General features: G+C 60.7%; 24 protein-coding genes, 1 pseudogene and 1 riboswitch. Of the genes and pseudogenes, 15 read left to right on the forward strand and 10 right to left on the reverse strand.

Annotation, left to right across the window (positions count from 1 at the left end; translation table 11 throughout):
- Positions 1–8 precede the first annotated feature (8 nt).
- Positions 9–1,034 (forward strand): ferrochelatase, encoded by a 1,026-nt coding sequence (gene hemH / locus D8U70_RS08270; protein WP_130928626.1) that lies wholly within the window; start codon positions 9–11, stop codon positions 1,032–1,034.
- A 132-nt stretch (positions 1,035–1,166) separates the two neighbouring features.
- Here the strand turns inward: hemH and D8U70_RS08275 are convergent, their stop codons facing one another.
- Both D8U70_RS08275 and upp read right to left on the reverse strand, forming a co-directional pair.
- Positions 1,167–2,441: a uracil-xanthine permease family protein gene (locus tag D8U70_RS08275; RefSeq protein WP_016773229.1), complete on the reverse strand. Its 1,275-nt coding sequence runs from the start codon at positions 2,439–2,441 to the stop codon at positions 1,167–1,169.
- 2 nt (positions 2,442–2,443) lie between these two features.
- Positions 2,444–3,082, reverse strand: coding sequence for a uracil phosphoribosyltransferase (gene upp, locus D8U70_RS08280; protein WP_024014279.1), 639 nt, complete (start codon positions 3,080–3,082; stop codon positions 2,444–2,446).
- A 164-nt stretch (positions 3,083–3,246) separates the two neighbouring features.
- On the opposite strand from upp, the gene D8U70_RS08285 reads away from it, so the two are divergent.
- The 4 genes and pseudogenes from D8U70_RS08285 (at position 3,247) to D8U70_RS08300 (ending at position 4,815) form a co-directional block, all read left to right on the forward strand.
- Positions 3,247–3,804: a hypoxanthine-guanine phosphoribosyltransferase gene (locus tag D8U70_RS08285; protein WP_016773231.1), complete on the forward strand. Its 558-nt coding sequence runs from the start codon at positions 3,247–3,249 to the stop codon at positions 3,802–3,804.
- Between the two features lie 9 nt (positions 3,805–3,813).
- Positions 3,814–3,915 (forward strand): annotated as a pseudogene (locus D8U70_RS27950) (metal ABC transporter ATP-binding protein); the annotation flags it as partial.
- A gap of 69 nt (positions 3,916–3,984) precedes the next feature.
- Entirely contained in the window at positions 3,985–4,464 is a 480-nt protein-coding gene (locus D8U70_RS08295; RefSeq protein ID WP_071173567.1) for a hypothetical protein, read from the forward strand.
- Positions 4,465–4,527: 63 nt separating this feature from the next.
- Entirely contained in the window at positions 4,528–4,815 is a 288-nt protein-coding gene (locus tag D8U70_RS08300) for a PA4642 family protein (protein ID WP_122706673.1), read from the forward strand.
- Between the two features lie 106 nt (positions 4,816–4,921).
- Here D8U70_RS08300 and mqo read toward each other — a convergent pair whose 3' ends face one another.
- Together mqo and D8U70_RS08310 are read right to left on the reverse strand one after the other, a co-directional pair.
- Positions 4,922–6,430, reverse strand: coding sequence for a malate dehydrogenase (quinone) (gene mqo, locus D8U70_RS08305; protein ID WP_056790254.1), 1,509 nt, complete (start codon positions 6,428–6,430; stop codon positions 4,922–4,924).
- Positions 6,431–7,134: 704 nt separating this feature from the next.
- The gene (locus D8U70_RS08310; RefSeq protein ID WP_016773235.1) at positions 7,135–7,368 is read right to left on the reverse strand and encodes a hypothetical protein; all 234 of its coding nucleotides are present in this window, start codon (positions 7,366–7,368) and stop codon (positions 7,135–7,137) included.
- Positions 7,369–7,573: 205 nt separating this feature from the next.
- Here D8U70_RS08310 and D8U70_RS08315 point away from each other — a divergent pair, with 205 nt between their 5' ends.
- Positions 7,574–8,158 (forward strand): YajG family lipoprotein, encoded by a 585-nt coding sequence (locus D8U70_RS08315; RefSeq protein ID WP_024014276.1) that lies wholly within the window; start codon positions 7,574–7,576, stop codon positions 8,156–8,158.
- Between the two features lie 248 nt (positions 8,159–8,406).
- Here D8U70_RS08315 and D8U70_RS08320 read toward each other — a convergent pair whose 3' ends face one another.
- Positions 8,407–8,613, reverse strand: coding sequence for a hypothetical protein (locus D8U70_RS08320; RefSeq protein ID WP_016770662.1), 207 nt, complete (start codon positions 8,611–8,613; stop codon positions 8,407–8,409).
- 193 nt (positions 8,614–8,806) lie between these two features.
- On the opposite strand from D8U70_RS08320, the gene D8U70_RS08325 reads away from it, so the two are divergent.
- Positions 8,807–9,085, forward strand: a complete 279-nt coding sequence (locus tag D8U70_RS08325) for a hypothetical protein (protein WP_016770663.1) — start codon at positions 8,807–8,809, stop codon at positions 9,083–9,085.
- Between the two features lie 42 nt (positions 9,086–9,127).
- Here D8U70_RS08325 and D8U70_RS08330 read toward each other — a convergent pair whose 3' ends face one another.
- Entirely contained in the window at positions 9,128–10,294 is a 1,167-nt protein-coding gene (locus D8U70_RS08330; RefSeq protein ID WP_041479984.1) for a 1-acyl-sn-glycerol-3-phosphate acyltransferase, read from the reverse strand.
- A 138-nt stretch (positions 10,295–10,432) separates the two neighbouring features.
- On the opposite strand from D8U70_RS08330, the gene D8U70_RS08335 reads away from it, so the two are divergent.
- Genes D8U70_RS08335 through D8U70_RS08345 form a run of 3 tightly spaced genes read left to right on the forward strand, consistent with a single transcriptional unit; the run spans position 10,433 to position 11,544 of the window.
- Positions 10,433–10,615, forward strand: a complete 183-nt coding sequence (locus tag D8U70_RS08335; RefSeq protein ID WP_016773238.1) for a CPXCG motif-containing cysteine-rich protein — start codon at positions 10,433–10,435, stop codon at positions 10,613–10,615.
- A 9-nt stretch (positions 10,616–10,624) separates the two neighbouring features.
- On the forward strand, positions 10,625–10,885 hold the full coding sequence (locus D8U70_RS08340) for a DUF2007 domain-containing protein (RefSeq protein ID WP_016773239.1): 261 nt from the start codon (positions 10,625–10,627) through the stop codon (positions 10,883–10,885).
- 35 nt (positions 10,886–10,920) lie between these two features.
- Positions 10,921–11,544: an SOS response-associated peptidase gene (locus D8U70_RS08345; protein WP_071173563.1), complete on the forward strand. Its 624-nt coding sequence runs from the start codon at positions 10,921–10,923 to the stop codon at positions 11,542–11,544.
- Positions 11,545–11,750: 206 nt separating this feature from the next.
- Here the strand turns inward: D8U70_RS08345 and D8U70_RS08350 are convergent, their stop codons facing one another.
- Entirely contained in the window at positions 11,751–13,892 is a 2,142-nt protein-coding gene (locus tag D8U70_RS08350) for a methyl-accepting chemotaxis protein (RefSeq protein WP_073473484.1), read from the reverse strand.
- A 251-nt stretch (positions 13,893–14,143) separates the two neighbouring features.
- On the opposite strand from D8U70_RS08350, the gene D8U70_RS08355 reads away from it, so the two are divergent.
- Positions 14,144–14,962: a M48 family metallopeptidase gene (locus D8U70_RS08355; RefSeq protein WP_016773242.1), complete on the forward strand. Its 819-nt coding sequence runs from the start codon at positions 14,144–14,146 to the stop codon at positions 14,960–14,962.
- Between the two features lie 133 nt (positions 14,963–15,095).
- On the opposite strand, the gene D8U70_RS08360 is transcribed toward D8U70_RS08355, so the two are convergent.
- The 3 genes from D8U70_RS08360 to D8U70_RS08370 form a co-directional block, all read right to left on the reverse strand.
- Positions 15,096–15,680, reverse strand: a complete 585-nt coding sequence (locus D8U70_RS08360) for a TMEM165/GDT1 family protein (RefSeq protein ID WP_041479980.1) — start codon at positions 15,678–15,680, stop codon at positions 15,096–15,098.
- Between the two features lie 89 nt (positions 15,681–15,769).
- Positions 15,770–15,892, reverse strand: a riboswitch (yybP-ykoY riboswitch).
- A gap of 40 nt (positions 15,893–15,932) precedes the next feature.
- The gene (locus tag D8U70_RS08365; protein WP_016773244.1) at positions 15,933–16,931 is read right to left on the reverse strand and encodes a class I SAM-dependent methyltransferase; all 999 of its coding nucleotides are present in this window, start codon (positions 16,929–16,931) and stop codon (positions 15,933–15,935) included.
- A gap of 32 nt (positions 16,932–16,963) precedes the next feature.
- Positions 16,964–17,929, reverse strand: a complete 966-nt coding sequence (locus D8U70_RS08370; protein ID WP_122611808.1) for a 2-hydroxyacid dehydrogenase — start codon at positions 17,927–17,929, stop codon at positions 16,964–16,966.
- 286 nt (positions 17,930–18,215) lie between these two features.
- Between D8U70_RS08370 and D8U70_RS08375 the strand changes: the two genes are divergently transcribed.
- The 4 genes from D8U70_RS08375 (at position 18,216) to D8U70_RS08395 (ending at position 24,413) form a co-directional block, all read left to right on the forward strand.
- Positions 18,216–18,845 carry a LysE family transporter gene (locus D8U70_RS08375; protein WP_016773245.1) on the forward strand — a complete coding sequence of 210 codons (630 nt, stop codon included), beginning with the start codon at positions 18,216–18,218 and terminating at the stop codon, positions 18,843–18,845.
- A 266-nt stretch (positions 18,846–19,111) separates the two neighbouring features.
- The gene (locus tag D8U70_RS08385) at positions 19,112–20,794 is read left to right on the forward strand and encodes a fatty acid--CoA ligase (RefSeq protein ID WP_039761335.1); all 1,683 of its coding nucleotides are present in this window, start codon (positions 19,112–19,114) and stop codon (positions 20,792–20,794) included.
- 337 nt (positions 20,795–21,131) lie between these two features.
- A complete protein-coding gene (locus D8U70_RS08390; RefSeq protein WP_130928627.1) occupies positions 21,132–23,021 on the forward strand; it encodes a DUF1302 domain-containing protein in 1,890 nt (629 codons plus the stop codon).
- A gap of 27 nt (positions 23,022–23,048) precedes the next feature.
- Entirely contained in the window at positions 23,049–24,413 is a 1,365-nt protein-coding gene (locus D8U70_RS08395) for a DUF1329 domain-containing protein (protein WP_130928628.1), read from the forward strand.
- Positions 24,414–24,478: the final 65 nt, after the last annotated feature.

Raw genomic sequence — 24,478 nt, forward strand, 5'->3', positions numbered from 1 at the left:
GACGTTGCATGACCGATCACGCTTTGCTTCTGGTCAACCTGGGCTCTCCGGCCTCCACCTCGGTGGCCGATGTGCGCAGCTACCTCAATCAATTTCTGATGGACCCCTACGTGATCGACCTGCCATGGCCGCTGCGGCGGTTGCTGGTGTCGCTGATCCTGATCAAGCGTCCCGAACAATCGGCACACGCCTATGCCTCGATCTGGTGGGAAGAGGGCTCGCCGCTGGTGGTGCTCAGCCGCCGCTTGCAGGAGCAGATGACCCGGACGTGGAAACACGGCCCGGTGGATCTGGCGATGCGTTATGGCGAGCCGTCGATCGAAACCTGTCTGCTGCGTCTGGTCAAAGCGGGACATAAGAAGATCACGCTGGCGCCGCTGTACCCACAGTTCGCCGACAGCACCACGACCACCGTGATCGAAGAAGCCCGGCGCGTGCTGCGTGAGAAGAAACTCGACGTGCAGTTGTCGATCCTGCAACCGTTCTATGATCAGCCGGAATACATCGAAGCACTGGCCGCCAGCGCGCGTCCGCATCTGCAGCAGGACTACGATCATCTGCTGCTGAGCTTTCACGGCTTGCCTGAGCGCCATCTGAGCAAACTCGACCCGACGGGCAATCACTGCCTCAAGGGCGCCGATTGCTGCCAGACCGCCTCGCCGGAGGTATTGGCGACCTGTTATCGCGCGCAGTGTTTCCGTACCGCCGCCGCCTTCGCCAAAACCATGGGGCTGGCGGACGGCAAATGGTCGGTGTCGTTTCAGTCACGCCTGGGCCGGGCGAAATGGATCGAGCCGTATACCGAAGCGCGGCTGGATGAACTGGCCAAAAGCGGGGTGAAAAAGATTCTGGTGATGTGCCCGGCGTTCGTCGCCGATTGCATCGAGACGCTGGAAGAGATCGGCGATCGCGGCAAGGAACAGTTCCGCGAAGCGGGGGGCGATGAGTTGGTGCTGGTGCCGTGCCTGAACGACGACCCGCAATGGGCCAAGGCGCTGGCGACCCTCTGCGAAAGAGCGCCGCTGGCCCTCTGAGCAAGCCCGCTCACACAGTGATCATTCCCACGCTCTGCGTGGGAATGCAGCCCGTGACGCTCCGCGTCACTGGACGCGGAGCGTCCCTTGAGGCATCCCCACGCGGAGCGTGGGAACGATCATTGCGGGGGGTTAAATCAGCGGCTCATCCGCCTTCTTCTGCTTCCAGCCATCATTGCCCGGCAGGATCAGGTTCAGCGCAATCGCCACCACCGCGCACAGCGCGATGCCTTTGAGGCCGAAGTCATCAGGACCGGTGCCGGTGCCGACCAGCACACCGCCAATGCCGAACACCAGCGTCACCGAAACAATCACCAGGTTGCGCGCTTCGCCCAGGTCGATCTTGTGGCGGATCAGGGTGTTCATGCCCACTGCCGCGATCGAACCGAACAGCAAGCACAGAATCCCGCCCATTACCGGCACCGGAATGCTTTGCAGCAGTGCGCCGAACTTGCCGATGAACGCCAGGGTGATGGCGAAGATCGCCGCCCAGGTCATGATTTTCGGGTTGTAGTTCTTGGTCAGCATCACCGCGCCGGTCACTTCGGCGTACGTGGTGTTGGGCGGGCCGCCGAACAGGCCGGCAGCAGTGGTGGCGATGCCGTCACCGAGCAGGGTGCGATGCAGGCCTGGCTTCTTCAGGTAATCGCGACCGGTCACGCTACCCACGGCAATCACGCCGCCAATGTGCTCGATCGCCGGGGCCAGTGCCACTGGAACGATGAACAGAATCGCCTGCCAGTTGAACTCCGGCGCGGTGAAGTGCGGCAGAGCGAACCATGGCGCTGCAGCAATTTTCGCTGTGTCGACCACGCCGAAATAGAACGACATGGCAAAACCCACCAGCACGCCGGAAATGATCGGCACCAGACGGAAGATGCCTTTGCCGAAGACCGCCACGATCAACGTGGTCAGCAGCGCCGGCATGGAAATCATCATCGCCGTCTGATAGTGGATCAGTTCAGTGCCGTCACCGGCCTTGCCCATCGCCATGTTCGCGGCAATCGGCGCCATGGCCAGACCGATGGAGATGATCACCGGACCAATCACCACCGGTGGCAGCAAACGGTCAATGAAGCCGGTGCCTTTGATCTTCACGGCCAGGCCGAGGAAGGTGTAGACGAAACCGGCCGCCATCACGCCGCCCATGGTCGCGGCGAGGCCGAACTGGCCCTTGGCGAGAATGATCGGCGTGATGAAAGCGAAGCTCGACGCGAGGAACACCGGCACCTGACGGCCGGTGACGATCTGGAACAGGATCGTCCCCAGACCTGCGGTGAACAGTGCCACGTTCGGGTCCAGGCCGGTGATCAGCGGCATCAGCACCAAGGCGCCGAAGGCCACGAACAGCATCTGCGCGCCGGACAGCACCGTGCGCCAGAGCGGATCGTTGAACTCTTGCTGCATGGTCACGCGTCCTTCTGCTTGGTGCCGAAGATCTTGTCACCGGCGTCGCCAAGCCCAGGAATGATGTAGCCGTGCTCGTTCAAACGTTCATCGATGGACGCGGTGTAGATGGTCACGTCCGGGTGCGCCTGTTCGACGGCAGCAATGCCTTCCGGCGCGGCGACCAGGACCATGGCGCGGATGTCGCGGCAACCGGCCTTTTTCAGCAGGTCGATGGTGGCAACCATGGAGCTGCCGGTGGCGAGCATCGGGTCGATGATCATCGCCAGGCGCTCGTCGATTTCCGGTACCAGTTTTTCCAGATAGGTGTGCGCTTGCAGGGTTTCTTCGTTGCGGGCAACGCCCACAGCGGAGACCTTGGCGCCCGGGATCAGGCTCAGCACGCCTTCGAGCATGCCGATGCCGGCACGCAGGATCGGCACGACGGTGATCTTCTTGCCGGCGATCTTCTCCACCGACACGGTGCCGCACCAGCCGGCAATGTCGTAGGATTCGAGCGGCAGATCTTTTGTAGCTTCATAGGTCAACAGGGCGCCGACTTCCTGAGCGAGCTCGCGGAAATTCTTGGTGCTGATGTCAGCGCGGCGCATCAGGCCGAGTTTATGACGGATCAGCGGATGGCGGATCTCGAGGATGGGCATGGGAAAGGCTCCGGCGGCGGGCAAAAAAACCGGCCTAGATTAATCTATCCGAGGGTGATGTCCTATAGGACATTCTGTACGTTAGTCCATAAGAGCTTGATTCGACCTCGCGGGATGCGTACCTTTGCCCGCTTTTCCAATTCCGCCAACCCCTGGAGAGCGCCATGTCCGCTGATCTCGAGCATATCCGTCAAATCATGCGAGAGGCTGACTGCCTGTACACCGAATCTGAAGTCGAGGCGGCCATCGCCCGCGTCGGTGCACAAATCAACGAACAACTGGCTGACAGCAATCCGGTGGTGTTCTGCGTGATGAACGGCGGCCTGATCTTCTCCGGCAAACTGCTGACGCATCTGCAATTCCCGCTGGAAGCGTCCTACCTGCACGCGACCCGTTATCGCAACGAAACCAGCGGCGGCGACCTGTTCTGGAAAGCCAAGCCGGAAGTCTCGTTCATCGACCGCGACGTGCTGATCATCGACGACATCCTCGATGAAGGTCATACCCTGGGCGCGATCATCGACTTCTGCAAACACGCCGGCGCACGCAAAGTGCACACCGCCGTGCTGATCGACAAGGACCACGACCGCAAGGCACGTCCTGACCTGAAAGCCGATTTCGTCGGCCTGCCGTGCATCGACCGCTACATCTTCGGTTATGGCATGGACTACAAAGGCTACTGGCGCAACGCCAACGGGATTTACGCCGTTAAAGGCATGTAAGAACCTGCATTGCCCCCTGTGGGAGCGAGCCTGCTCGCGAAGGCGTCGTGTCAGTCAGCATCATTGAAAACTGACACACCGCTTTCGCGAGCAGGCTCGCTCCCACAGTTGTTTTTGTGTGTGCTGATCCTTGCGCGACAGCCATGCTAGAGTGCTCGGCCCCGCCCCCCGGAGCCTGTCATGCGCCTCTTGATCCGCAGTCTCGCCGCCCTGTTGCTGTCTCTCAGCCTGCCGCTGTCCGCCGCGCCGATGCACAGCCAGTTCCTGCCGCCGGACGATCTGACCCTGCGCGACGCTGAACCCGAGCAGCAGCAACTGCTGCAAGTCAGCGAGTATTCGGTGGTGGTCGGTGCGCAGCGCCAGTCCAATCAGCAGCCGATTCCGGTCACCTCATCCTTGTTGATCCGCCTCAAAGGCAAATCGCTGAACAAGGGCGCGAGCATTTCTCAGGTGTTGGTGAGTTTCGACGGCGAAAGCAAAAGCCTGAAAAAACCGGCCTACGACGACAAAAGCAAAACCCTGACGCTGTTCTATCCGCTCGCTCAGTACCGCGTGGTGATGGATCTGCTGCGCAACGACACGGTGTATGTGCAGTTCCTCAGTTATGCCAACGGCCATATCTGGGCCGATTTGCACACCGGGGCGATTCGTCCGCGTTGAGCCGGGCGGTCGGGCAGGGGTAAACTGCCCGCCCCGTGTCATGTCTGCGAGCTGGAGTCGGCAATGCGTAAAGATAAGAAACAAGTGATTGGTGACGAGATCGGCGATGAGCAGATCAAGCTGTTCCTCGATTTTGAGCCGGTCGACGCCACTTCGCCGTCGCTGCACAAACTGATCAAGGCCTACCGCGGTTTGCGCATCGATGACTTCGAGCGCTTTCTGGGCTTCTTTGTTGCGGCGGGTTATGACGTCGATGGCAAGGACGCGCAGGGCAAGACTTTTGTCGAGCTGATCAAGGATCAGCGTAACGCCGCTGAGTACATCGAATTGATCGACAAGGCTCGCAGCTGAGGCCATCTCACTACAAAGGTCTGTAAGCCAGGATTATTGGTTCTTGCCTGGCCATAAAAAAACGCCCCGCACTCAACGAGTACGGGGCGTTTTTTATGCCGCAAGATCAAGCGAAGCTTGGTGTCTCGCTGCTTTCTTCAACCAGTTCCAGGGCGATGTTGTTCTGCGTGTTGATCTTGCGATACAGCGCAGCATCGGTTTCCAGAACCTTTTCACGGGCCGGGAAGATTTCCGCCAGTTTGGTGGCCCACTCGCCGGACGCCTTGGCCGGGAAGCACTTCTCGATCAGCTCGAGCATGATCGAAACGGTCACCGACGCACCTGGCGATGCGCCGAGCAGGGCAGCGAGGGAGCCGTCCTTCGCCGCGACCAGTTCGGTACCGAACTGCAGGATGCCGCCCTTTTTCGGGTCCTTCTTGATGATCTGCACCCGTTGGCCGGCCACTTCCAGGCGCCAGTCTTCGGCTTTCGCCTGCGGGTAGAAACGGCGCAGGGATTCCAGACGCTGTTCCATTGACTGCATCACTTCGCTGACCAGGTACTTGGTCAGGTCCATGTTGTTTTTCGCCACCGCCAGCATCGGCCCGATGTTGCCGGCGCGCACCGACATCGGCAGGTCCATGAAGGAGCCATGCTTGAGGAACTTGGTGGTGAAACCGGCGTATGGCCCGAACAGCAGGGATTTCTTGCCGTCGACGACGCGAGTGTCGAGGTGCGGCACCGACATCGGTGGCGAACCCACGGCTGCCTGGCTGTAGACCTTGGCCTGGTGGTGTTTGACCACTTCCGGGTTATCGCAACGCAGCCACTGGCCACTGATCGGGAAGCCGCCGAAGCCTTTGCTTTCTTCGATGCCCGAAGCCTGCAGCAACGGCAGGGCCGCGCCACCGGCACCGAGGAAGACAAACTTTGCGTCGACTTCGCGGGTGTTGCCGTTGTTGACGTCCTTGATGCTGACGGTCCAGCCGGCGCCGTTACGCTTGAGGCCGGTCACGCGCTTGCAGTATTTGACCTGGGTGTCCGGAGCACTGCTCAGGTGCTTGAGCAACTGATTGGTCAGGGCGCCGAAGTTGACGTCGGTGCCGTTCATTACGCGGGTGGCGGCGAGGACTTCGTCGGGCGAGCGCCCCGGCATCATCAGCGGCATCCACTCGGCCATCTTGCCTTTGTCTTCGGTGTACTCCATGTCGGCAAACGCGTGGTGCTTGCTCAGGACATTGAAGCGCTCCTTGAGGAACGACACACCGCTTTCGCCCTGAACGAAACTCAGGTGCGGAACCGGGCTGATGAAGGATTTGCACGAGCCGAACGTGCCCTTTTTGGTCAGGTACGACCAGAACTGCTTCGACACCTCGAACTGGGTGTTGATGTGCACGGCTTTCTTGATGTCGACACTGCCATCGGCAGCCTGCGGGGTGTAGTTCAGCTCGCACAGGCCGGCGTGACCGGTACCGGCGTTGTTCCACGGATTGGAACTCTCGGCGGCGCCGGAATCCATCAGCTCGACGACTTCCAGCTTGATCGCGGGGTCGAGCTCTTTGAGCAGTACGGCCAGGGTGGCACTCATGATGCCGGCCCCTACCAGAACTACGTCGACTGCTTCGTTATGCGCCATTTAACGCGTCTCCCAAATCTGCAGCACCAAATTGTCGGCATGGCTGCCAGGCGTTCCAGGGCAGGTCAGTGGGCCCGGGCTATCCGTGGTCAGGTGGGCCATGTCCGAATCTTCGCAATTTTTCGCAACTTCGACGGATGCGTGCGGCCTGGTTTCAAGCGTTCCATGAACGCATTTTCACGCAGGGCTGGCAATTCGACTTATGGTCGAGTCATCCGTTTTCGTGCAACCAAATCCGTAGCGGACAGGCTTCAGGCTCCGATGTTCGAGGTATACCCGGTCCTGTGTCGTTGGGCTGTTTCAGACGCTAATGGTGCATGTTCAGACGCAAAACTATTCATTTGCTCGCCACACTCTTGTGAAGTTGTGAAAACCCGTTTTTTTCACGCTCTTTTGAAGACGTGAACCTCAAAAAAGGGCTGCCTTGGCCTGGCACCTGCCCGCTAGGGCAAAACAACGCGGTGGCCGAGCGAATGACAGCTCTGCAGATTCGCGAAAAGCGGGTTTTTGCCGGAAGAACAGGCAAGCGCGCCAACTTCACTCGATCTGTGTGGGCGGCTCTCTGTGGGCGATTTTGATGTCGATGCATGCGCATTGACGCTGTTGCGGGGCCCGATCAGGAGACGTCCTTATAATCGGGGGGAGATTGTAGCGAAGAAATGCGCGCAGTTGCTCGTGTTTAATGACTTTTATTAGGCATCCGGTCAGATGCTCAACTGCACCTGACCCCGTGCGCGCATTTGTCGCGGTACCACCCGGGCGCTGGCGGGCAGCGGCTGGTTCAGCCAGGTCAGGCGGATTTCTTCGATTTCCACCCAGCCGTCGCCCATCGGTTGCAGGCTGCACTGCTTGAAAGCCTGGCAACGGCCGTTGCGGTCGAGCAGGGCGAAGCTGCGATGCAGCGGGCGTGGGGCGAACAGCGAGATCAGATAACGCATGGCAGAGTTCCTTGAAGGAGGACTGCTTTGAAGCTTGTAGGCAAGCCATGACGCCAGGGTGTATGGACGGTGAAGAATGTGTGACAGGAACCGCTTTCGGCGGGGTTTGTCTGACATTGCAGTATTCACTGTGCGACGCTGGTTACGTGCAGTGGCCCACCGCTATACTGCCGGCCTGTTTGTGCCTGATTCTGGAGAGAAGAGCATGTTGCAACGCCTGTTGTTCGGTTTGATCACTGTCGCCGGTTTGACCCTCGCCGGCTGCGCCCACAGCCCGCAACAACTGAATCCGGAGCCGAAGCTGACCACGCAACTGCCAGCGGTCGGTCGCGGCCAGCCTGTCATCGTGCGTGTGGTCGACGGTCGTCCGTCGCCAACCCTCGGTACCCGTGGCGGTCTGTACCCTGAAACCAGCGCCATCACCGTGCAGCGTGAGCAGATCCTGCCCAAGCTGCAGGCCCAGGCCGAAGCCGCCGTACGCCTGCTCGGCTTCACCCCGACCACCAACGCACCCAACGCGCCACAGCTGACCGTGACCCTGGCCGAGCTGAAATACCAGTCGCCGAAAGAAGGCATGTACGTGACCGAAGCGACCATCGGCGCGACCTTCCGCTCCGACGTGCAGAACGCCAACCGCCGCTACAGCGGCCGTTACGGTGCGTCGCTGGACCAGCGCTTCGGCATGGCGCCGAATCAGGAAACCAACACCAAACTGGTCAGCGATGTATTGAGCGATGCACTGACGCGTCTGTTCAAGGACCCGACCGTGGGTCAGGTGCTCGCTGAGTAAGTTTGCAGCGAATGTGAAAAAGCCCGGGGCCAGTGATGGTTCCGGGCTTTTTTGTGGATCTGAGATTTGTGTCGTATGGGAAATCGATTCCCCTCACCCCGGCCCTCTCCCGAGGGAGAGGGAGCCGATCGCGTGTGCTTCAAAACCTGAGTTCGGCGCGGTATCTCATGTCGGCGTATCTACCGCAAACACCTCGGTCAGTCCCCTCTCCCTCTGGGAGAGGGCTAGGGTGAGGGTGCTTTTGACGTTCAGGCAGCCTGAGAATAGAAATCAAGCACGCTCACGCCAGTCAGCAAATCGGTCTCGGGCAAGTCCGCATGCTGATGCCCGCCCAGCGCGCAATACACCAGCCAGTGCCGGTCCTGCACGTTGAAGGCGAGGCTGCCGACCAGGCTTTGCTGGTCGTCGTAAGGGGTGATGAGGTACAGACGATCCTGGTTTTCCGCGTGCAGCATGTCGCATTCCATTCGGGTTTCGAGGCGCGCAGGGTGAAGCATCCACGTGACGATGCCATGACACAGGGCAGCCATCGGTCGATTGTCAGGTTATTTGTCGCAAAGGCTGGGGCAGGGCGGCAGGGTTTGGGTAGAATTCGCGCCGCGGTCGTCGGTCTGGCGTCTGCCACACCGGTTAAGTTCGAGGTCTGTGATGTCGCTGCACTTGATGACGCTGTTTACCGCCCATCCCGCCAAGTTGATCAACCTGCTGGCCTTGCTGCTGGCCTTTCCGGGCAGCTGGCTGCTGCACGCGACCCGCCGCCGTGAGCAACGCGCCCAGGCCAGTCTCGCCGCCCAGCGCCAGGCGCAGCCGAATGCCGAGCCGATGCTCGATTGGGCGACGTTGCGCATGAACCGGTTTTTCTATCGTTTTGGTTTTGCTTGCCTGGGGCTTGCTTTGATCGTCTCCTGGATCAGCACCCGCTTCTGAAGCAATAGCAAACCGGTGTTGAGGGGATAAATCCCCTCGCCACTACAGCGGCAATCCAGCCTTGACCCGATACTGATTGCGCACCGGCGTTGCATATTGCAGCACCAGATACGGACGATGCTCAGCGGGGCACGCATCCAGTCGGCTTTGCCATTCATCCTGCGCCTTGGCCAGTTCGTCAGCCGGGAACACCTCGGCCGCCGTCGGGACATTCAGTTGCGGGTCGGCATCCGCCCACTGCGCGTACGCCAGGTAATGCACCGGGAACAACCGGTAGCCGCCGAGAATCTGCTTGTCCATTTCGATCGCCAATTGCTTGGTGTCTTCGAACACCTCGGTGATCGGCGCGGCGAAGTTCACGTGCACCCGGCCCTTGTAGCCGGTGATGCCCTTGGCGATGCTCACGTCATCCTCGCCCGGCGCCTTGGCGTAGGTGCCGGTGGTGGCGCGGATGTAGAGTTCGCGGGCCTTGGCCTGATCGCACGGGTCGTACTCATAGCTGATCGACACCGGCGTCACGTTGAGCGAGCGGATCACTTCGCCGAACGGCTCGTCCTTGCGGCTCATGTGGAACATCTTGAGGATCGCCGACTCGGTACGGTCGTCGCCGTCCTTCGCCCGACCTTCCGCCTGAGCAATCCAGATCGACGCGCAATCGTTGCGGATCGAGTGGTTGATGTACGCCGACAGCAATTGATACGCAGCCATTTTCTCGCGACGGCCGGTGATCGAACGGTGGACGATGAAGCTCTTGTTCAAGCGCATCAGGTCACTGACAAACGGCTTTTGCAGCAGGTTGTCGCCAATCGCGATGCGCGGCGTCGGCAGGCCGGCGTGGTACACGGCATAGTTGACGAAGGCCGGGTCCATGACGATATCGCGGTGGTTGGCGATGAACAGGTAGGCGCTGCCGGACTTGAACTGCTCGACACCGGTATACGTCACGCCGTCGGTGGCGCGCTCGATGGTGTGGTCGACGTAGAACTCGACTTTGTCCTGTAAGGTAGCCACGGAATTCACGTCGGCAAACTCACGACGCAGCCGATGGGCTATAAGAGGTTTGAGCATCCAGCCGAAGGCACCGGCAAAACGCGGGAAGCGGAAGTGGGTGAGGATATCTAGAAACGCCTTGTCGCCGAGCAGCCTTGCCAGTACCGCAGGTACTTCGCTGTCGTCGTAAGGTCGGATGGCATCGAATTCGCCCATCATGCTCTCTTGTTGGAAACGGCTAGGGTAAGTAAAGGGTTAGATCGAAAACCCGCGGGGCACGGTCTGAAAATTAGCCAGACAAAAATAGCCCTGCAAATAGACCGGCGATTATACGCACAAGTCACTGGGGAGACCGCGATGCTGGAAAATGCACTGTATGAATGTCCGTATTGCGGTGAGGAAGTGGAGACCACTCTGGATTTGTCTGCTGGGGATCAGACGTATATCGAAGACTGCCAGGTGTGCTGTCGTCCGATCACCTTTGTCCTGCAGGTACATGAAGAAGAGTGGCATCTGGAAGTCTTCAGCGAAAACGAGTGAGGGCCGCGTATGCAGCGCATCTACGAACCGGCGAACCTGATGGAGGGCGAAATGCTCAAGGGCATGCTTGCCACTGAGGGGATCGAGGCGCATCTGATCGGTCGTGATCTGGTGGGCGGTGCGGGTGAATTGCCGATCTTCGGCCTGCTCTGGCTGTCGGTGGATAACGATCAGGCCGAATACGCCCGCGAGTTGATCACCGCGTACAATGCCGCGCTGCCGCTGCCCGGCGACGAACCGGAAAGCTTTCCCGGCACGCTGGTCTGTTAGGCTGGCCTTCGTTTTATTCAGAGTCGTGTTGCCCCATGTGTGGACGTTATGCCCTGTTTCGCTGGAACCGCGAGTTCGCGGCCCTGCCAGGTTTTCCCGCCGATCAGCAGGCGCAGTGGAACATTTCCCCGAATGATTCGGTGTTGATGCTACGTGCCGAAGAAGACGGCCAGCGCACCTTGGCCCGTGCACGCTGGGGCCTGACGCCGCCGTGGCTGACCGATCTGTCGAAGACCCCGGCCCATGCCCGCGCCGAAACTGTCGCAGAACAGCCGATGTTTCGTGAGGCCTTGCGCTTGCGTCGCTGCCTGCTGCCGGCCAACGGCTTTTACGAATGGCGCGGCACCCAGCGCAAGCGGCCTTACTGGTTGACGCCGGGGGAGGGCTCGTCGTTGTTTTTCGCGGCGATCTGGGAAGCGTATCCGGTGCAGGAACAGGTCTGGCTGAGTACGGCGGTGATTACTCAGTCGGCGGCGAGTCAGCGCCGGCCGTTGATTCTTGATGAAGCGGGGCAGGCTGCCTGGCTTGATCCCGAAACGCCGATGCATGTCTTGCAGGGTTTGCTCGCCAGTGAACCGGCGGCGCTGCGCGAGCGGGTGCTGGCGAATCTGGTGAATGATCCGAAGTTGAACGGGCCGGAGTGTTTGACCCCGGCTTGATTTGCGTGGATCAAAAGCCCCTCACCCCAGCCCTCTCCCGGAGGGAGAGGGCGCCGAATGGGGGATGCTTGAGAGGTACACCGACCTGAACGATCTGTTGTGAATCCATAATCGACTGTTTTTTTCAGGTCGATGTATAGCGCAAGACATCGCGGTCGGTCCCCTCTCCCTCCGGGAGAGGGCTAGGGTGAGGGGCTCTTGATCTTTCAGACCTTGAACTGATTGATCAACCGCCGCTGCTGTTCCGCCAGTTTGGTCAACCCGGCGCTCGCCGAACTCGACTCATCCGCACCGCCCGCCACTTCATTCGCCACCTGACCGATATTGATCACATTGCGGTTGATGTCGTCGGCCACTGCACTTTGCTCTTCCGCCGCACTGGCGATTTGCGTGTTCATGTCATTGATCACCGACACGGCCTGGGTGATCGTCTCCAGCGCTTCGGCCGCTTTCGCCGCGTGTTGCACGCTTTCGTCGGTGCGGTTCTGGCTGTCTTCCATCACGCGCACCACATCGCGGGTGCCCTGTTGCAACTGCTGGATCATGCTCTGGATTTCTTCAGTGGCCTTTTGGGTTTTCTGCGCCAGATTGCGCACTTCATCCGCGACCACGGCAAAACCGCGACCCTGCTCGCCGGCCCGGGCGGCCTCGATTGCCGCGTTCAGTGCCAGCAGATTGGTTTGCTCAGCGATGCCGCGAATGGCGGTGAGGATGGCGTTGATGTTTTCGCTGTCCTTGGCCAGCGTCTGCACCACCTCGACAGCCTTGCCGATTTCCACCGCCAGTACGCCAATCGAATTCGAGGTGTCGCGCACGATCTGCATGCCCTGGCTGGCGGCCTGGTCGGCGTGGCTTGCCGCTTGTGCTGCCTGGGTGGCGTTGCGCGCGACGTCTTGGGCGGTGGCGGTCATTTCCTGCACCGCTGTCGCCACTTGATCGATTTCGGCCATTTGTTTCTGCACGCCGATGTTGGTGCGGATGGCGATGTCGGCGGTGTGTTCCGAGGAATCGCTGACGCTCTGCACCGAGGTCACCACTTGGGTGATCATCGCCTGCAACTTGGCGAGGAAAGTGTTGAAGCCTTTGGCAATCGAGCCCAATTCGTCGCTGCGGTCGCTGCTCAAACGCCGGGTCAGATCACCTTCGCCCTGAGCGATGTCATCGAGCATGGCGACCATTTGTTTGAGTGGCCGCGCGATGCCGTGACCCACCAGCCAGATCACCAGCAGGCCGATGCCGGCGATGATCAGGCCGACCATGGCCATGCCGAAGGTGTCGGATTTGCGCTGGGCATCAAGGTCGGCCTGGAGGTTTTGCAGATCGGCCATGACTGCGTTGAGCGGCAATTGCAGCATCAGTGTCCAGCGTGCGTCGGTCTGGCCGATGCCGAACGGCAGGTACAGCTCGATACGACCCTTGGCCTGATTCACCGAATAGGTGACCTCGTCGCGCTTGAGGTTGGCGAGATTGCTGGCCTGTTCGGCGTCGAGGATGTCGCTGACTTTTTCACCGAATTTGCTCGAGTCCTTGGTGTAGGCAACGATCCGCCCGTTGCCGCCGACCAGAGCCATTTCACCGGCGCCGCTGTAAAGCTTCTGGTTGGCGGCGAGCAGCATGTCCTGAATGAAGTTCACCGAGAGGTCGGCGCCGACGATGCCCTGGAACGCGCCGTTGACCATGATCGGTTCGATGAACGAGGCGAGCATGACGATCTTGTCACCGACCTTGTACGGTGCCGGGTCGATCACGCAGGGTTTCTTCGTCTCTTTCGAGCACAGGTAGTACTCGCTGGCGCGTATGCCGGTGGACAAGGTTTTCTGGTCGTCGACATCGGCCAGTTTGTCCACGCCCAGGCTGCCGTCGGTATTGCGGAACCACCACGGCAAAAAGCGCCCGGTGGCCGGGTCGATACCGACCACGGCGCTGCCGATGTAGGCCGCGTCATTGTGGTCCAGTGCGTTTTTTTCCCAGCCGATGTAGGTGCCGAGAATCTTCGGGTTCTTTTCGACGTTTTCCTTGATCAGGCTGATCAGTTGCTCGCGGCTGACGCTCAGGCGTGGCTGGCCGTCGGCGGCGGTTGTGCCGAGCAGCGCGTTGACCCGTACCAGACCGCCGGCAATCAGCAGCGGCGCTTCGAGTTCGCGCTGGATCTGGCTGACCTGGGTCTGCGCCAGCGAGGTCAGGCGCTGTTCGATGACTTGCTCGAATTGCGCCTGGGTGCGCTGTTGCACCATTTCTTGCGTGCGAGCGCCGGAGAACAGCGCGTACAGCACCAGCGCCGCGACCACGCTGAGAACGATGGCGCCGGCCAGAGCGGCGACGGAAAACTGGATCGACTTGAACTTCATGGGAGCTCCGCACGCAAGAGGACAATCTGCGAGGGATTTATCGGCGGGGTGTGCAGGGCCATGAGAGACGTTGGTCGGAATCGGCCCGCGATGTCGCTGATGGATCGGTGCACGGCGGATTCAATGCGCGTTGAGGAATTTCCAGCCAGTCTTGCGGCCTTAGGTGGATGTACGCGCAATGCGTCCGTTGTATCTGGCGCCGATACAATTAGCCGCCTAGGATACGCCTCAGGTTTTCAGGGAGCTTTTGAATGAACAAGACATTAGTGGTAAGTGCTTTGAGCGCAGCGCTGTTGCTGGCCGGTTGTCAGTCGGTCAACACTACCAGCGGCGGTGCCGTGGGCGTGGAGCGCAAGCAGTACATGTTCAGCATGCTGTCCTCGCAAGAGGTCGATCAGATGTACGCGCAGTCGTATCAGAAGACTGTCGGCGAGGCGTCGAGCAAAGGTGTGCTGGACAAGACCAGCCCGGAAGCCAAGCGCGTGCAGACCATCGCCAACCGCTTGATCGCCCAGGCGCCAACCTTCCGCCCGGACGCGGCGCAGTGGCAATGGGAAGTCAATCTGATCAAGAGCGATGAGCTCAACGCCAACTGCGGTCCCGGCGGCAAGATCATCTTCTACACCGGGCTGATCGACAGCCTGAAACTCACCGACGATGAAATCGCTGCGGTCATGGGCCATGAAATTGCCCACGCCCTGCGCGAGCACGGTCGTGAAGCGATGTCCAAAGCCTATGGCATGGAAATGGCCAAGCAGGGCGCCGGCGCTTTGTTCGGTCTGGGCCAGGACAGCCTGGCGCTGGCCGACACCGTGGCCAACTACGGCATGACCTTGCCCAACAGCCGCGCCAACGAAAACGAAGCCGACCTGATCGGCCTGGAACTGGCCGCCCGCGCCGGTTACAACCCGAACGCGGCGATCACCCTGTGGGACAAGATGAGCAAGGCTTCCGAAGGCGCGCCACCGGAATTCATGAGCACCCACCCGGCATCCAGCAGCCGCATTGCTGCGTTGCAGGCAGCGATTCCGAAGGTGATGCCGCTGTACGAAAAAGCCCCGAAGTCCTGAGATTGACGGGGTCATGATCGTTCCCACGCTCTGCGTGGGAATGCCGCAAGGGACGCTCCGCGTTCCAAGCGGGACGCAGAGCGTCCCCGGCTGCATTCCCACGCGGAGCGTGGGAACGATCCTTCTCTCAGGGTTAAACCCAGCCGCTGCTCTGCATCGCTTTATAAACCGCAACAATCGCCAGAATCATGAACGCCGAAGCCGCGAGGCGGCGGATCAGGGTCAGCGGCAGTTTCTCTGCGGCAAAGTTACCCGCCAGTACTACCGGCACGTTGGCAATCAGCATGCCCACGGTGGTGCCGATAATCACCAGCCACAGTTCCGGATATTGCGCGGCGAGCATCACCGTGGCGATCTGCGTCTTGTCGCCAATTTCCGCGAGGAAGAACGCGATCAGCGTGGTCAGGAACGGGCCGAACTTGCGCGCCGTGCTGGCTTCGTCGTCATCCATTTTGTCCGGGACCAGCGTCCACAGTGCCGTGGCGGCGAAGCTGGCGGCGAGGATCCAGTGCAGGACGGCGTCGGAGAAGAAACTGCCGACCCAGGCACCTACCGCACCGGCTGCTGCGTGGTTGGCCAAAGTCGCGGCGACAATCCCGGCAATGATCGGCCAGGGTTTGCGAAAGCGAGCGGCAAGAATCAACGCGAGCAGTTGCGTCTTGTCGCCGATTTCGGCCAAGGCAACGATAGCGGTGGGAACGAGTAGCGAGTCCAGCATCAGGGATTTCCTAAGGGGCGGGTCGACACGGCTATGACACGTACAGCCTTCCCGCCCCGGGTAAGGTGTGCGTGTCATAGGTCTTGTCAAACCCTGCGATCCGTCTGTTGCGGACGCTTGGGTCGCATACGCCATGATCTGAGGATCAAGTATGTTGACGTATGCCGGACGAGCTTGGCGCTCGTGGGAGACTACTCCCCTAGGACGGAGCGGATTCTGCCTAGGCAAATCCGATTGGGCAAGAACAAATTTTCAACCGCGCTTGGCCCGGTAAATCCGGAAACCATTGCCTTCAGCCTTGATCGCACACACGCCCAAGTGCTCCTCGATCAACGGCTGATACTTGAGAAAGCTGTTCGCCACAAGGCGCAGTTCGCCACCGTTTTTCAGATGTTTCGCTGCTTTTCGCAGCAGGTTCTCCGTAGCGAAATAATCGGTGTGCACGCCGACATGGAACGGCGGATTGCTCAGGATCGCGCTCAAACCCATCGGCGCGGCGTCGATGCCGTCGCCGGTCAGCACTTCCGCTTCCAGGCCATTGGCAGCCAGGGTCAGACGGCTGCTGGCGGCGGCGAACGCGTCGACATCCAGCAACGTCACCTGATTGTGCGGATAGCGACGTTTCACCGCAGCCCCGAGCACGCCGGCACCACAACCGAAATCGAGCAGATGGCCGCTCGGCAGTTTGTCCAGATGCTCCAGCAGCAGGGCGCTGCCGCGATCCAGGCGACCGTGGCTGAACACGCCCGGCAGACTGATGACTTTCAACGGCCCTTCGGCCAGCGGCAGTTCGTAGGTCTGCGCCAGGCTTTCCAGCGGTTTCGCTTCAGGCGCATTGGCCACGGTGACTTGCCAGAGCTGGCAGTGACGGGCGCTGTCGAGTTTGCGTGGCTTGCCGAACGGGTTGAGCTGTTTGGACGCGCCTTCGATGCCGCTGCGTTTTTCCCCGACCAGAAACACTTCACGCCCGGCCAGACGCGACGCCACGGCGTTGAGGATGTAATCGGTCAGGTCCTTGGACTTGGGCAGGAACACCACAGCGCTGTCGAACTCGCGCTCCGGGACATTCACGCCGAACTGGCTGCGGCCCTCGAAACGTGCGTCCAGTGCGGCTTGGTCGCCAGCGTGCCAGCACCAGCCGAACGCATTCGGCAGACGCCCGAGCAAATCATCGGCGGGCAGGCCGGCCAACAGCAGCGAACCCTGGAATAACTCGGCCTGACGAAGCAGTACTTCACTGCGCGGATCCATAACTGCTCCTTGAAAAAAAGTGCCGCAGTTTATCAACTGACGACCCGCAGCGCCTCACCGCTGAAGAACGCCTGGGCGTTTTCGCTCAGTTGCCCGACGATACGCTGGCGTGCCTCGCGGCTGCCCCAGGCGTTGTGCGGGGTGACGATCAGGCGCGGGATATCGGCGGCGAGCAGCGGATTGCCCTGGGTCGGTGGCTCGACACTCAACACGTCGGTGGCCGCACCGCCGAGGTGACCGCTGCGCAAAGCGTCGGCCAGCGCCTGCTCATCAATCAGGCCGCCGCGGGCGGTATTGACCACAAATGCGCCGGGCTTCATCGCGGCCAGTTCGCCGGCGCCGATGAAGTTCCGGGTGTGCTCGTTGAGCGGGCAGTGCAGGGTCAGGGCGTCGATTTGCGGCAGCAGTTCTTCCAGCGGCAGGCGATCCGGCCGAGCCGGGCGCCCCGGAATCTGCCCGAGCAACACGCGCATGCCGAACGCTTCGGCCAGTCGCGCCACGGCGCCACCGAGTTCGCCATGACCGAGCAGGCCGAGGGTTTTGCCTTGCAGTTCGACGATCGGGTAGTCGAGCAGACAGAACTGTTTCGCCTGTTGCCAGCGGCCTGCGCCCACAGCCTTTTGATAGTCGGCCAGGCGCGTGGCGAGGTTGAGCAACAGCATGATCGTGTGTTGCGCCACCGACGGCGTGCCGTAAGCCTGGCAATTGCACACGGTGATGCCGTGGGCGCGGGCGGCAGCGAGGTCGACATTGTTGGTGCCGGTGGCGCTGATCAGGATCAGTTTCAGTTGCGGGTTGGCAGCCATTGCAGCGGCGTCGATCACGACTTTGTTGGTGATCGCCACACTGGCGCCGTGCAGGCGTTCGCTGACCTGTTCCGGCAGAGTCTGGGCGAACAGCTGCAAGTCGCTGAAGCATTCGCGCAACGGACCGAGGTCCAGATCGCCGAGATCCAGCGAAGGGTGATCAAGGAATACCGCGCGGCGCGTGTTCGTCATCAACTGTACCTTTTGTGCTGTGAGCGGAGGGCGTACTCTGCCGAGCCTACCAGATGAAACAAATCGTTACGCTGTCCCCGCAGCGGACACATAACCCTATGGCGAGGGGATTTAGCGAAACGTCGCACCGCCCCGATCGGCTGCGCAGCAGTCGCAAAATCATTGCCTGCGGGCCAGACAGAAGTTTTTGGGGCTGCTTCGCAACCCAACGGGGATAAATCCCCTCGCCACAGGACTGTGTTCTTTACAGATGTTTTATTGACCAAGCTGCCCCAAAGGAGCCCCCATGTACTGGACCGAGTTCTTGACCGTTGCCCTGATCCACTTGCTGGCCGTGGCCAGCCCCGGCCCGGACTTTGCCGTGGTCGTGCGCGAGAGCGTGACCCATGGTCGCCGCGCCGGCACCTGGACCGCGCTGGGCGTGGGCTCGGCGATTTTCCTGCATGTCGGCTATTCGTTGCTCGGCATCGGTCTGATCGTGTCGCAATCGATCGTGCTGTTCAACGCGCTGAAGTGGGCCGCCGCCGCGTATCTGCTTTACATCGGCTTCAAGGCGTTGCGCGCACAACCGGCGAAAACCGTCACCGATGACTTGCACCGGGAAACCGGCGTACGCACCGCGCGGGGCGCCTTTACCTCAGGCTTCGTCACCAACGGCCTGAACCCGAAAGCCACGCTGTTTTTCCTCTCGCTGTTCACCGTGGTGATCAACCCGCACACACCGCTGGCGGTGCAGGCCGGTTACGGCGTTTACCTGGCGGTGGCGACGGCGATCTGGTTCTGCCTGGTGGCGATGCTGTTCAGCCAACAACGGGTGCGCGCCGGCTTCGCCCGCATGGGCCATTGGTTCGACCGCACTATGGGTGCCGTGCTGATTGCTCTCGGCGTGAAAATCGCATTCACCGAAATGCATTGAGAACTGGAATACATCAATCCCTGTGGGAGCGAGCCTGCTCGCGAAAGCGCCAGTCCAGTCACCAAAAGTGTCGACTGACCCGACGCCTTCGCGAGCAGGCTCGCTCCCACCGGTCGTATTTTCTTCAATTTCGGCCCGAAATGCTGGCGAAAAGCTAGCATTTGTACAGCTCTGCAAATCATTCCTTTGGCTGATTTGACTGTCATGCAGGCGCACTAGAGTACGAATCTCTCCGCCAACACCGTGCAGTCAGAAAAGGGATTCTTATGTTGCAGACTCGGGTCATTCCGCCGGCCGATGGGGCCTACCAGTATCCATTGCTGATCAAACGGCTGCTGATGTCCGGCGCCCGTTACGAGAAAACCCGCGAAATCATCTACCGCGACCAGTTGCGCTACAGCTATCCGACCCTGATCGAGCGGGTTGCGCGGCTGGCCAACGTGCTGACGGCTGCTGGCGTGAAGGCCGGTGACACCGTGGCGGTGATGGACTGGGACAGCCACCGTTACCTGGAATGCATGTTCGCCATTCCGATGATCGGCGCGGTGATCCACACCATCAATGTGCGCCTGTCACCCGAGCAGATCCTCTACACCATGAACCACGCCGAGGACCGCTTCGTGCTGGTCAACAGTGAGTTCGTCGGGCTGTATCAGGCCATCGCGCCGCAGCTGACCACGGTGGAGAAAACCCTGCTGCTGACCGATCTCCCGGAGAAAACCGCAGAGCTGCCGAACCTCGTCGGCGAATACGAGCAACTGCTGGCCGCTGCCAGCGCGCAATACGATTTCCAGGACTTCGACGAAAACTCGGTCGCCACCACGTTCTACACCACCGGCACTACGGGCAATCCGAAAGGCGTGTATTTCACCCATCGGCAACTGGTGCTGCACACCATCGGCGTGGCGACGATCATGGGTTCGATCGACAGCGTACGCCTGCTCGGCACCAACGATGTGTACATGCCGATCACGCCGATGTTCCACGTCCACGCCTGGGGTTTGCCTTACGTGGCGACCATGCTCGGGCTCAAGCAGGTTTATCCGGGGCGCTACGATCCGGAGTATCTGGTGGAGTTGTGGCGCAAGGAGAAGGTCACCTTTTCCCATTGCGTGCCGACCATCCTGCAGATGCTGCTCAACGCCAAAGCCGCGCAGGGTGCCGACTTCGGCGGCTGGAAAATCGTCATCGGCGGCAGCGCACTCAATCGCAGCCTTTATGAAAACGCCAAGGCCCGTGGCATTCAGCTGACAGCCGCTTACGGCATGTCGGAGACCGGGCCGCTGGTGTCCTGCGCGCACCTCAACGACGAATTGATGGCCGGCAGCGAGGACGAACGCACCACCTACCGGATCAAGGCCGGTGTGCCGGGGCCATTGGTCGAGGCGGCGATTGTCGACGGCGACGGCAACTTCCTTCCGGCCGACGGCGAAACCCAGGGCGAACTGGTACTGCGCGCGCCGTGGCTGACCGAAGGCTATTTCAACGAACCGCAGAAGGGCGCCGAGCTCTGGGCCGGCGGCTGGCTGCACACCGGCGACGTCGCTACGCTCGACAGCATGGGCGTGATCGATATTCGTGATCGCATCAAGGACGTAATCAAGACCGGCGGCGAGTGGATCTCCTCCCTCGACCTCGAAGACCTCATCAGCCGCCATGCGGCGGTACGCGAAGTAGCAGTGGTGGGCATTGCCGATCCACAGTGGGGCGAGCGCCCGTTTGCCTTGCTGGTGGTCCGCGAAGGGCAGGTGATCGGTGCACGGGAACTGAAGGAGCACCTCAAGCCGTTCGTCGAACTGGGGCACCTGAGCAAGTGGGCGATCCCCAGTCAGATCGCCCTTGTTACCGAAATTCCCAAGACCAGTGTCGGCAAGCTCGACAAGAAGCGCATCCGCCTCGACATCACCGAATGGCAGGCCAACAACAGCACCTTCCTTTCGACTCTTTGAGTGTCTGCTGGCGCGCCGAAACCGGCGCGCCAGACCCACCAAGCAAGCGCTTGGCTTGTGAAATCGAAAAAATCAGCCATCCTTGCCGTGCCGACGTGTGTCGGACTGGCGAAAGGACTGTTCCAGAGTGGTTGGCGGCTGCAAATCACACTTTAGAGGGATCAAGCACTACCACCCGCTGGCTATAGTCCGCTCAAGGACTTTTTGAAAACGGAGCACACGCACTGAACGGGGCGAGCAACTCTGGAGCGATTTCGGGCAGCCCTGGCGCCCGGTCCTCCACAGCGTTTTTAAAAGTACTCACTGCCATAACAATAATGCACATGGAGTAGCGTCGATGACCTCAGTAAACCAGTTCTGGCGCCGGGCGAAACTGCCTCTGGCGGTCAGTCTTGCCTCCTCGCTCGCCGGGCCTGCATTCGGCGTCAGTTTCAACGTCGGTGAAATCGAAGGCCAGTTCGACTCGTCCCTGTCGATCGGTGCCAGTTGGTCTACTCAGAGCCCGAACAAGAACCTTATCGGCGTCAACAACGGCGGCCGTGGCCTGTCGCAGACTTCCGATGACGGGCACGCCAACTTCAAGAGCGGCGAAACCTTTTCGAAGATCTTCAAGGGTATCCATGACCTTGAATTGAAATACGGCGACACCGGCGTGTTCGTCCGTGGCAAGTACTGGTACGACTTCGAACTGAAGGACGAGAGCCGCCAGTTCAAGGACATCAGCGACAGCAACCGCAAAGAGGGCGCCAAGTCCTCCGGCGGGCAGATCCTCGACGCCTTCGTCTACCACAACTACGCGATTGCCGATCAGCCGGGTTCCGTGCGTCTGGGCAAGCAGGTAGTGAGCTGGGGTGAAAGTACCTTCATCGGCGGCGGCATCAACTCGATCAACCCGATCGACGTCTCCGCGTTCCGTCGTCCGGGCGCCGAGATCAAGGAAGGCCTGATTCCGGTCAACATGTTCTACGTGTCGCAGAGCCTCACCGATAACCTCTCGGCCGAAGCGTTCTACCAACTGGAATGGGACCAGACCGTCGTCGACAACTGCGGCACCTTCTTCTCCCAGCCGGACATCGTTGCTGACGGTTGCGACAGCAATCTGCGCGTACTGAACAAGCGTTCGCAGATTCCGGCGATCGCTTTGGGGCCGTTGGCCGCCAACGGTGTGAACGTCGACCAAGAAGGCGTGCTGGTGCGCCGTGGGCCGGACCGTGACGCGCGCGACAGCGGTCAGTGGGGCGCGTCCCTCAAATACATGTTCGAGCCACTCGATACCGAGTTCGGCGCGTACTTCATGAACTACCACAGCCGTGCGCCGATCTTCAGTGCAACCGGCGCACCGCAGTCGGTCTACAACACTGCCGCCGCGCTGCCGGGGCCGTTCGCTGCACTCGCACCGCTGCTGGTCGCGGGCAATTCGAATTACTTCATCGAATACCCGGAAGACATTCGTCTCTACGGCCTGAGTTTCTCCACCACCCTGCCTACCGGTACGGCGTGGAGCGGTGAGATCAGCTACCGTCCGAACGCGCCGGTACAACTGAACTCCACCGACATCCTGTTTGCCGGTGTGCGTCCATTGGGCGGTGCACTGACCAACGCTTCGCTGCTGACCGGCGTGCCGGGTCAGGATCTGCATGGCTATGAGCGCAAGGAAATCACCCAGATCCAGACGACGTTCACGCACTTCTTCGATCAGGTCATGGGCGCCAGCCGTCTGACCCTCGTCGGTGAAGTCGGTGCGACCTACGTCGGTGGCCTGGAAAGCCGTTCCGACAAGCGTTATGGCCGCGATCCGGTCTACGGTCCGGGTGAGTTGCCGGCCACTGGCGGTATCGATACCTGCGCCAACATCCTCAACAACAGCACGATCAACGGCGCCGGTCCTGGTTCGCCGCAGAACAACCGCAGCCGCAATTGCGAAAACGACGGTTTCACCACGTCGATGTCGTGGGGCTACCGTGGTCGGGCGATCTGGGAATACAACGACGTGTTTGCCGGTGTGAACCTGAAACCGAACGTGGCCTGGTCCCACGACGTCAGCGGTTACTCGCCAGGCCCTGGCGGCAACTTCGAGGAAGGTCGCAAAGCGGTCAGCCTGGGCGTCGATGCCGAGTACCAGAACACCTACACCGCGAGCCTGGCTTACACCAATTTCTTCGACGGCAAGTACACCACCGTGGATGACCGCGACTTCGTGGCGCTCAGCTTCGGCGTGAACTTCTAAGCACTGCATTTCAGGACGAACGAATTTATGAAAATAACAAAGAGTCTGTTCCACGCCGGTGTTCTGGGCCTGTCGCTGCTGGCGACCAGTGTCATGGCGGCGGTGCCTGCTGCCGAAGCGGATAAACTGGGCAAGAGCCTGACGCCGATGGGCGCGGAAATGGCCGGTAATGCCGACGGTTCGATCCCGGCCTGGAAACCGCTGCCGAAGAATGCCGGCAGCGTCGACAGCAAAGGCTTCCTGTCCAACCCTTACGCCAGTGAGCAACCGCTGTTCACCATCACTGCCAAGGATGTCGACAAGTACAAGGACAAGCTTGCCCCGGGCCAGTACGCGATGTTCAAGCGCTATCCGGAAACCTTCAAGATGCCGGTCTATCCGTCCCATCGCGGCGCCACCGTGCCGGATGACGTGTTCGCCGCGATCAAGAAGAACGCCACCAGCACCAACCTGGTGTCCGGCGGCAACGGTCTGGAAAACTTCGATACCGCCGTGCCGTTCCCGATCCCGAAAACCGGTGTGGAAGTGATCTGGAACCACATCACCCGCTATCGCGGCGGCAGCGTGACCCGTCTGGTGACCCAGGCCGCGCCGCAACCGAACGGCTCGTACAGCCTGGTGTACTTCCAGGATCAGTTCGTATTCCGCGACAAGATGAAGGACTACGATCCGGCGAACCCGGGCAACATCCTGTTCTACTTCAAGCAGAAAGTGACCGCGCCGGCGCGTCTGGCCGGTGGCGTACTGCTGGTGCACGAGACCCTCGATCAGGTCAAGGAGCCGCGTTCGGCGTGGGTCTACAACGCCGGTCAGCGTCGTGTGCGCCGTGCACCGCAAGTGTCGTATGACGGCCCGGGTACCGCCGCCGACGGCCTGCGTACCTCGGACAACCTCGACATGTACAACGGTGCGCCGGATCGTTACGACTGGAAGCTCGAAGGCAAGAAAGAGATGTACATCGCCTCCGACAGCTACAAGCTCGACGATCCGAAACTGAAGTACTCGGACATCATCAAGGCCGGCCACATCAACCAGGACCTGGCACGCTACGAGCTGCGCCGCGTCTGGCACGTGGTCGCGACCCTGAAGGAAGGACAGCGCCACATCTACGCCAAGCGTGACTTCTACATCGACGAGGACACCTGGCAGGCAGCGGTCATCGACCACTATGACGGTCGCGGCCAACTGTGGCGTGTAGCCGAGGCACATGCCGAGAACTACTACGACAAGCAAGTGCCGTGGTACGCCCTCGAAACCCTCTACGACCTGCAGTCCGGCCGTTATCTGGCACTGGGCATGAAGAACGAAGAGAAGCAGGCGTATGACTTCGGCTTCACCGCCACCACCAGCGACTTCACCCCGGCCGCTCTGCGTCAGGATGGTGTTCGCTAAACCTGCGTAAACCCGAGGCCGCATCCTCGTGACAACGCCCCGACCGGTTCGGGGCGTTTTTGTGT

Source organism: Pseudomonas sp. Sample_20 (assembly GCF_004307585.1).
GTDB classification, from domain to species: Bacteria; Pseudomonadota; Gammaproteobacteria; order Pseudomonadales; family Pseudomonadaceae; genus Aquipseudomonas; species Aquipseudomonas atacamensis.

What these genes read in the sequence shown, in the direction of transcription:
- hemH (WP_130928626.1), top strand. Translation starts at nt 9, where the DNA reads ATGACCGATCACGCTTTGCTTCTGGTCAACCTGGGCTCTCCGGCCTCC.
- D8U70_RS08275 (WP_016773229.1), bottom strand. Translation starts at nt 2,441, where the DNA reads ATGCAGCAAGAGTTCAACGATCCGCTCTGGCGCACGGTGCTGTCCGGC.
- upp (WP_024014279.1), bottom strand. Translation starts at nt 3,082, where the DNA reads ATGCCCATCCTCGAGATCCGCCATCCGCTGATCCGTCATAAACTCGGC.
- D8U70_RS08285 (WP_016773231.1), top strand. Translation starts at nt 3,247, where the DNA reads ATGTCCGCTGATCTCGAGCATATCCGTCAAATCATGCGAGAGGCTGAC.
- D8U70_RS08295 (WP_071173567.1), top strand. Translation starts at nt 3,985, where the DNA reads ATGCGCCTCTTGATCCGCAGTCTCGCCGCCCTGTTGCTGTCTCTCAGC.
- D8U70_RS08300 (WP_122706673.1), top strand. Translation starts at nt 4,528, where the DNA reads ATGCGTAAAGATAAGAAACAAGTGATTGGTGACGAGATCGGCGATGAG.
- mqo (WP_056790254.1), bottom strand. Translation starts at nt 6,430, where the DNA reads ATGGCGCATAACGAAGCAGTCGACGTAGTTCTGGTAGGGGCCGGCATC.
- D8U70_RS08310 (WP_016773235.1), bottom strand. Translation starts at nt 7,368, where the DNA reads ATGCGTTATCTGATCTCGCTGTTCGCCCCACGCCCGCTGCATCGCAGC.
- D8U70_RS08315 (WP_024014276.1), top strand. Translation starts at nt 7,574, where the DNA reads ATGTTGCAACGCCTGTTGTTCGGTTTGATCACTGTCGCCGGTTTGACC.
- D8U70_RS08320 (WP_016770662.1), bottom strand. Translation starts at nt 8,613, where the DNA reads ATGCTGCACGCGGAAAACCAGGATCGTCTGTACCTCATCACCCCTTAC.
- D8U70_RS08325 (WP_016770663.1), top strand. Translation starts at nt 8,807, where the DNA reads ATGTCGCTGCACTTGATGACGCTGTTTACCGCCCATCCCGCCAAGTTG.
- D8U70_RS08330 (WP_041479984.1), bottom strand. Translation starts at nt 10,294, where the DNA reads ATGATGGGCGAATTCGATGCCATCCGACCTTACGACGACAGCGAAGTA.
- D8U70_RS08335 (WP_016773238.1), top strand. Translation starts at nt 10,433, where the DNA reads ATGCTGGAAAATGCACTGTATGAATGTCCGTATTGCGGTGAGGAAGTG.
- D8U70_RS08340 (WP_016773239.1), top strand. Translation starts at nt 10,625, where the DNA reads ATGCAGCGCATCTACGAACCGGCGAACCTGATGGAGGGCGAAATGCTC.
- D8U70_RS08345 (WP_071173563.1), top strand. Translation starts at nt 10,921, where the DNA reads ATGTGTGGACGTTATGCCCTGTTTCGCTGGAACCGCGAGTTCGCGGCC.
- D8U70_RS08350 (WP_073473484.1), bottom strand. Translation starts at nt 13,892, where the DNA reads ATGAAGTTCAAGTCGATCCAGTTTTCCGTCGCCGCTCTGGCCGGCGCC.
- D8U70_RS08355 (WP_016773242.1), top strand. Translation starts at nt 14,144, where the DNA reads ATGAACAAGACATTAGTGGTAAGTGCTTTGAGCGCAGCGCTGTTGCTG.
- D8U70_RS08360 (WP_041479980.1), bottom strand. Translation starts at nt 15,680, where the DNA reads ATGCTGGACTCGCTACTCGTTCCCACCGCTATCGTTGCCTTGGCCGAA.
- D8U70_RS08365 (WP_016773244.1), bottom strand. Translation starts at nt 16,931, where the DNA reads ATGGATCCGCGCAGTGAAGTACTGCTTCGTCAGGCCGAGTTATTCCAG.
- D8U70_RS08370 (WP_122611808.1), bottom strand. Translation starts at nt 17,929, where the DNA reads ATGACGAACACGCGCCGCGCGGTATTCCTTGATCACCCTTCGCTGGAT.
- D8U70_RS08375 (WP_016773245.1), top strand. Translation starts at nt 18,216, where the DNA reads ATGTACTGGACCGAGTTCTTGACCGTTGCCCTGATCCACTTGCTGGCC.
- D8U70_RS08385 (WP_039761335.1), top strand. Translation starts at nt 19,112, where the DNA reads ATGTTGCAGACTCGGGTCATTCCGCCGGCCGATGGGGCCTACCAGTAT.
- D8U70_RS08390 (WP_130928627.1), top strand. Translation starts at nt 21,132, where the DNA reads ATGACCTCAGTAAACCAGTTCTGGCGCCGGGCGAAACTGCCTCTGGCG.
- D8U70_RS08395 (WP_130928628.1), top strand. Translation starts at nt 23,049, where the DNA reads ATGAAAATAACAAAGAGTCTGTTCCACGCCGGTGTTCTGGGCCTGTCG.